This window comes from Xanthomonas sp. SHU 166 (assembly GCF_000364685.1).
In the GTDB taxonomy this organism is placed as follows: Bacteria; Pseudomonadota; Gammaproteobacteria; order Xanthomonadales; family Xanthomonadaceae; genus Xanthomonas_A; species Xanthomonas_A sontii.
In genome coordinates this window covers 1-6272 of record NZ_AQOJ01000793.1, presented here as the reverse complement: position 1 = coordinate 6272, position 6272 = coordinate 1, and the positions used below count along the sequence as shown (strand labels likewise).

General features: G+C 70.7%; 5 protein-coding genes and 1 pseudogene. 2 read left to right on the top strand and 4 right to left on the bottom strand.

The genetic code is table 11. The features are described from left to right. The 4 genes from D180_RS18370 to D180_RS18355 all read right to left on the bottom strand — a co-directional run. The coding region (locus D180_RS18370) for a Mur ligase family protein (protein ID WP_017913936.1) at positions 1-993 on the bottom strand (993 nt) is incomplete at its 3' end. Further along, complete coding sequence (murL, locus tag D180_RS18365; RefSeq protein ID WP_017913935.1) at positions 974-2329, bottom strand: UDP-N-acetyl-alpha-D-muramoyl-L-alanyl-L-glutamate epimerase; 1356 nt, start codon at positions 2327-2329, stop codon at positions 974-976. The genes D180_RS18370 and murL, both read right to left, overlap by 20 nt. After that, positions 2326-2778 carry a hypothetical protein gene (locus tag D180_RS18360; RefSeq protein WP_017913934.1) on the bottom strand — a complete coding sequence of 151 codons (453 nt, stop codon included), beginning with the start codon at positions 2776-2778 and terminating at the stop codon, positions 2326-2328. The genes murL and D180_RS18360 overlap by 4 nt, the downstream gene beginning before the upstream one ends. After that, positions 2762-5371, bottom strand: coding sequence for a bifunctional aspartate kinase/diaminopimelate decarboxylase (locus D180_RS18355; RefSeq protein WP_043091313.1), 2610 nt, complete (start codon positions 5369-5371; stop codon positions 2762-2764). Before D180_RS18355 ends, D180_RS18360 begins: the two co-directional genes overlap by 17 nt. Before the next feature lie 130 nt (positions 5372-5501). Here D180_RS18355 and D180_RS24690 point away from each other — a divergent pair. Beyond that, a pseudogene (locus D180_RS24690) lies at positions 5502-5782 on the top strand (PhzF family phenazine biosynthesis protein); the annotation flags it as partial. Positions 5783-5954: 172 nt separating this feature from the next. Next, on the top strand, positions 5955-6272 hold a 318-nt coding region (locus D180_RS18350), incomplete at its 3' end, for a PhzF family phenazine biosynthesis isomerase (protein ID WP_017913932.1).

Here is a 6272-nt window from a genome sequence, read left to right as displayed (position 1 = left end):
GCCGTCGCGCGTGCCCAGGATCTGCAGCCGGTTCGGCAGCGGCCGGAAGCGATCGGCCGCCGGCGCCAGCGCCGCCGCATCCAGGCCCAGCGCCTCCACCGCGGCCAGCACCGCGCACAGGTTGCCGCGGTTGTGCCGGCCCGGCAGCGGCGCCTGCGCGCTGTCGTACACCGCGCTGTCGCCGCGGTAGACCACCTCGCCGCGCATGTGCCAGCCGTCCTCGCGGTTGAACCAGCGCACCTCGCTGTCGGGCAGTTGCAGGGCCGCCAGTTGCGGATCGGCGGCATTGAGCAGGGCGATGCGCGGCTGCGCATGGGTGACCAGCTCGAGCTTGTCGGCGATGTAACGCGCCTGGCTGCCGTGCCAGTCCAGATGCTCGGGGAACAGGTTCAGCACCAGCGCCAGCTGCGGCCGTGCGCCGCTGCGGGCCACGTCGCCGGTCTGGTAGCTGGACAGTTCGATCGCCCAATACTGCGGCGGCGGCATCGGCGCCAGCACCTCCAGCAGCGGCACGCCGATATTGCCGACCAGGCCGGTGCGGTGGCCGCCGGCGCGCAGCAGGTGCGCCAGCAGCGCCGTGGTGGTGCTCTTGCCCTTGGTGCCGGTGACGCAGACGCTGCCGGGCACCACGCCGTCCGTGCCAGCGTGTTCGGCGAACCAAAGGGCGGTGCCGCCGATGAAGCGCGTGCCGCGCGCCGCGGCAGTCTGCGCCTCGGGCCGGTACGGGCTGATCCCGGGCGACTTGATCACCACATCGAACGCGGCCAGGCGCTCGGCGGTGGCCTCGGTCTCGACATGCAACGCAGGATCGTGCAGCGCGGCGATCTCCGCGGCCTCCTCAGCCGAACAGAACACCGTCAGCGGCAGCGCGCGTGGCGATTCCCCGTTCCCGATTCCCGCTTCCCAGCCACGCACGGCCGCATACGCCGCGCGGCCCTCGCGACCCCAGCCCCACAGCGCGACGCGCTGCGCCTCAAGCTGCGAAATTCGCACGCACGCGTTCCCACAGATCGGCCGGGATGCGGTGCTGCGCGTCCAGTTCCAGCAGCGGCTCCACGCGCAGGTCGGCGGGGTCGAGCTGCGGCTGGATCTCGCGGATGAAACGCGCCACCAGCGCGTCCTCCTTCCATTCCGCACGCGCCGCCAGCGCCGCCATCGCCGCGCGCGACTCGCGGCCTTCGCCGACGCACTCGAACGGCTTGTGGTCCTGGAACTCCAGCAGCGCGTCGAAACCGCCGGCCTGGCCGGCATCGTCGAGCAGGTTGCGGCCGAAGATCCGCACCAGCCGCGTCTTCGGCATGAACGGCGCCAGCGCCAGGAACACGAAATGGCACTTCGGGCAGACCCCGCACCAACGGTGCGCCGGGCGCTCGCCGAGGATGTGGAAATTGCGGTTGCAGCTGGAGAAATGCGCGTCGTAGTGGTCGCTCTTGGCGAACTGCCGCGCCACTGCCAGCTCCGACAGCGGGCGCAGCAGCGAGTAGTAGCGCAGGTCCGCGGCCACGTAGCGCTGCACCTGCGCACCGAACGCCTGCTCGAAGGCCCAGCCCTTGGACCACTGGTGGTTGACCTCGCCGGTGCCGGCGATCTGGCTGCCGTAGCTGGCCGAATGTTCGTTGGAGAACACCACCTGGCCGGCGTCGTGCAGCACCGCGGCGAACACCAGGATCGCCGAGTTCACCGCGGTCACCGGAATATGTCCGTTCCACGCACCCTGCCGGTTCAGCTCGAACAGTTCCGGCGCCAGCGTGCGGCCGATGTTCAAGGTCGGCAGCCCGGTGCGCTCGGCGCAGGCGCGGATCAGCTGCGAGCCGCCGATCCAGGTCACCGTCTGCGCCACGCCGGCCGCGCGCAGGGCCTCGATGCTGACCAGCGAATCCTTGCCGCCGCCGATCGCCACCAGTGCCTGGTCGCGCAGCCCCAGCGCCGTGGCGTCGGCCGCCTCGGCGTCCGCGGCCGGGAAGCGGATGCGCCCGCGCAGGTCCAGGCCGTTGCGATAGGCGAACTCGCCCAGGCCATGCAGGTACACGCTGTCCAGCAGCGCGGCGGTCTCGGCATCGATGGCGTAGTCGTCGATGACGATGCGCGGCGGCACCGCCGCCTTGTAGTAGCTGACGCCGGCGATCAGGTGCAGCAGGCGCAGGGCGCGCTGCGCCGCCTGCGCGCGCGCCGGGTCGAGCGTGAACGGCGCGCCGGGCACGGTGATGGTCTCCACCAGCTCCGGGCCGTCGTCGAACGCATAGACCAGGCGCGCCACGCCGCTGTCGGCGTCGAAGCCGCAGCGCACGAAGCGGAAGGTGGCGATCTGCTGTTTGTCGAAAGCGGTCATGGACGTCCTGCAAGCACACGGGTGTGCCGCAGATAGCGGCGGCACAGAAGAAATTCGAGCATCGAAAACGGCAAGGCGGCCCACAGCAGCGGCAGGCAGCCGAATACGAACGCCATCAGCAGCAGTTGCCAGTGCTGCCCGGCCGGCACCGACGCAGCGGAGGCCAGGACGGCGACCAGCACATACAGCGCCAGTGCCGGCAGGTAGGCCAACGCGGCCAGGAGCGAGGTACGCAGGGCCAGCGCGCCGGTGCTCGCCGCGGGCCCGCGGCGCTGCCAGCGCACCGCCAGCCATGCGCCGATGGCAGCGGCGGCCAACGCCGGCAACGCCCACTTCAGGCTGTCGGTCCACGGCAGCGACGTGCCGGACTGATCCACCGCGGTGGCAGCCACCATCGCAAGCGCGCCGGCCGCGGCGCTGCCCGCGACGAATTCAGTCTGCGTGCCCATCGATCGCCTCCTCGCGGGGCAATTCGCGCTGGTTGTAGGTGCTGGCCATGCTGTAGCCGTAGGCGCCGGTATCGGCGATCAGCATCACGTCGTCCGGCGCGGTGCCCGCCGGCAGGCGCCGGCGCTTGCCGAACACGTCGCTGGATTCGCAGATCGGCCCGACCACGTCGAACACGGTCTCGGCCGGCTGTTCCAGGCGGCTCAGGTTCGCCACGTCGTGCCAGGCGTCGTACAGCGCAGGGCGGATCAGCGTGTTCATGCCGGCGTCCAGACCAACCCGACGGATGCCGTCCTTCTCGATCACCTGGGTGGCGCGGGCCAGCAATACGCCGCATTCGGCGACCAGGTAGCGGCCCGGTTCGATCGCCAGGCGGAACGCCGGATGCACGGCCTTGGCCTCGGCCAGGCCCTGGGCGAAGGTCTCCAGGTCGAACGGTTCGTCGTCGGCGCTGTACGGGATCGGCAGGCCGCCACCGATGTCGATGACCTCGACGCTGCCGATGCGCCGGGCAAAGCCGGCCAGTTCGTCGCACATGCGCCGCCAGTGTTGCGCGGTCTCCACGCCGCTGCCCAGGTGCGCGTGCAGGCCGACGATGCGGATGTCCAGCGCGCGCGCGGCCTCGACGAACTCGTCGACGCGGGTCGCCGACAGACCGAACTTGGAGGCCTTGCCGCCGGTGTTGACCTTCTCGTGGTGGCCGTCGCCATGGCCCAGGTCGATGCGCAGCCACAGGCTGCGGCCGCGGAACAGTTCCGGCCAGCGCTGCAGCGCCTCGACGTTGTCCACGGTGACGGTCACGCCCAGCGCGAACGCGGCTTCGTACTCGGCGCGGGGTGCGAAGCTGGGGGTGAACAGCACGCGGCGCGGCGACAGCTCCGGCACGATCTCGAACACCCGGCGCAGTTCGCCGTGCGAGACGCACTCCAGGCCGAAGCCTTCCTCGACCAGGGTCTGCAGGATCGCCGGATGCGCGTTGGCCTTGATCGCGTAGTAGCGCTGGTCCACCGCCGCGATCGCCTTGAGCGCGCGCGCGCGTTCGCGCAGGGTCGGCAGGTGATAGATGTAGCGCGGCGTGCCGGCCTCGGCCAGGCGCAGCAGATGCGCGCGCTCACCCTGCCACCACGGCACCGGCCGCGGCCGCACCGTGCCGGCGATCTCGCGCCAGCGCGGGCCGAACACCTCGGTCTCTTCCACTGGCATCGCGCCGCTGTCGATCAGTTCGGCGTGCAGGATCGGCAGCAACCCGTCGGCGTCGGTCTCGTCGATGACGAAGGTCAGGTTCAGGTCGTTGGACGACTGCGAGATCATGTGCACGCGCTCCTTGCCGAACGTGGCCCACACGTCCGAGAGCTTGTGCAGCAGTGAGCGCATGCCGCGCCCGACCAGAGTGATCGCCGCGCACGGCACGATGATCTTGACCCGGCAGATCTCCGCCAGGTCGGCCGACAGCGCCGCCAGCACGTCGGTGTTGACCAGATTCTCGCTCGGGTCCAGCGACACGGTGACGTTGGTCTCGGCCGAGCCGATCAGGTCCACCGACAGCCCATGCTTCTTGAACAGCGCGAACACGTCGGCCAGGAAGCCGACCTGCTGCCACATGCCGATGCCTTCCATCGACACCAGCACGATGCCGTTGCGGCGGCTGATCGCCTTGACCCCGGGCACGGTGCGGGCGTTGCCGTCGATGCTGGTGCCGGGCAGCTCCGGGCGCTCGGTGTCCAGGATCGCCATCGGCACGCCGCCATCGCGGCACGGCTTGATCGAGCGCGGGTGCAGCACCTTGGCGCCGGTGGTGGCGATTTCCTGCGCTTCGTAATAGTCCAGGCGGGTCAAAAGGCGCGCATCCGGCACCTCGCGCGGATTGGCGCTGAACATGCCGGGCACGTCGGTCCAGATCTCGACCCGGCTGGCGCCGAGCAGCGCGCCGAAATACGCCGCCGAGGTGTCCGAGCCGCCGCGGCCGAGGATGGCGGTGCCGCCGTCCTCGTGCCGGGCGATGAAGCCCTGGGTGATCAGCATGCGCGAGGGCTGGGCGACGAAGCGCGCGCGCCACTGCGGATCGGACTGCCACTGGCACGACACCGACAGGCGCCGCGACCAGGCGCTCTGGTTCGGCTGCGGCGGCAGCGCGTCCAGCCATTGCCGCGCGTCCATCCAGCCCATGTCCAGGCCGTTGGCACGCAGGTAGGCCGCGCCCAGGGTCGAGGACAGCAACTCGCCCTGCCCCAGCACCTCGGCCTGCCAGTCCAGCGTGCGCTCGGCCGCGCGCGGATCGTCGAGCAGACCGCGCAGCGCCGCCAGGCGTTCGCCCAGCACCGCCTCGGCGTCCAGCTCCAGTTCGGCCAGAAAGTCGCGGTGGCGCTGCTCCAGCGCGGCGACGCGCTGCGCGCTGTCGGCGCTGCCGTCGGCAATCGCGGTCAGTTCGTTGGTGACCCCGGACAAGGCCGACACCACCACCAGCACCCGCGCACCGGTCTCCTCCGCGCGTTTTTTCGCCAGCCGTCCAATCGTGTCCCAGCGATGACGACGCGACACCGAAGTGCCGCCGAACTTGAGGACGATCCAGCGATCGACAGGAGAGGAAGCTGACATGGAGTGGGGGTGTCTGGAATGTGGGGAAAACGCCTGCATGCGCGGGCGGAACCCCCGATTCTACTGCCAACGGAGCGCGGACGAGCGCGCGCCGCCAGCCGCAACCGCGCGTCTTTTCCGCCAGCCTGGGGTGGGCACTCCACTGTGCGCGGTCCTCGATGCCGCCGACCTGGACGCCCCGCGCATGCAGCGCCTGGCGATCTGGCCGAACCTGTCGGAGACGGTGGTCTTCCTGCCGCCGGACGCGGGCGCGGACGACCGCATCCGAATCTTCAAACCCAGGGCGAACTGCCGTTCGCAGGCCACTCCACCGTCGGTGCGGCCTGAGCGGCCGTCGAACTCGGCCTGGCGACGCCCCGCGACGGCGTGCTGATCCAGCAGTGCGATGCCGGTCTGCTGCCGGTGCGGATCGTTACCCACGCAGACGGCCGCCACGCCTGGGGACGCAGTCCGCGCGCACCGCGCCGCGACACCGTGCCGCCGCCACTTAGGGATGAACCGGCAACCGGGTGCAAGCGGTGATCGCCGACAAGATCGCTTGGTAAGCTCCGGCCTCCCCCACCGCAGTCCGGAGTTCCCCCTCATGGCCGCACGCCGCTTCTTCCAGGTCGATGTCTTCTCCGCCCGCGCCGGCAACGGCAATCCGTTGGCCGTCGTGCTCGATGCCGATGGATTGGACGCCGCCACGATGCAGGCCATCGCGCGCTGGACGCGCCTGCCGGAAACCACCTTCGTGTTCGCGCCGACGCGGCCGGATGCCAGCTACGGCCTGCGCATGTTCAGCCCACAGAAGGAAGTGCCGTTCGCCGGCCATCCCAGCGTCGGCACCGCGCACGTCGCGCTGGAAGCGGGCATCGCCAGCCCGCGCGACGGCATACTGACCCAGGACGGCATCGCCGGC

What these genes read in the sequence shown, in the direction of transcription:
- murL (WP_017913935.1), bottom strand. Translation starts at nt 2,329, where the DNA reads ATGACCGCTTTCGACAAACAGCAGATCGCCACCTTCCGCTTCGTGCGC.
- D180_RS18360 (WP_017913934.1), bottom strand. Translation starts at nt 2,778, where the DNA reads ATGGGCACGCAGACTGAATTCGTCGCGGGCAGCGCCGCGGCCGGCGCG.
- D180_RS18355 (WP_043091313.1), bottom strand. Translation starts at nt 5,371, where the DNA reads ATGTCAGCTTCCTCTCCTGTCGATCGCTGGATCGTCCTCAAGTTCGGC.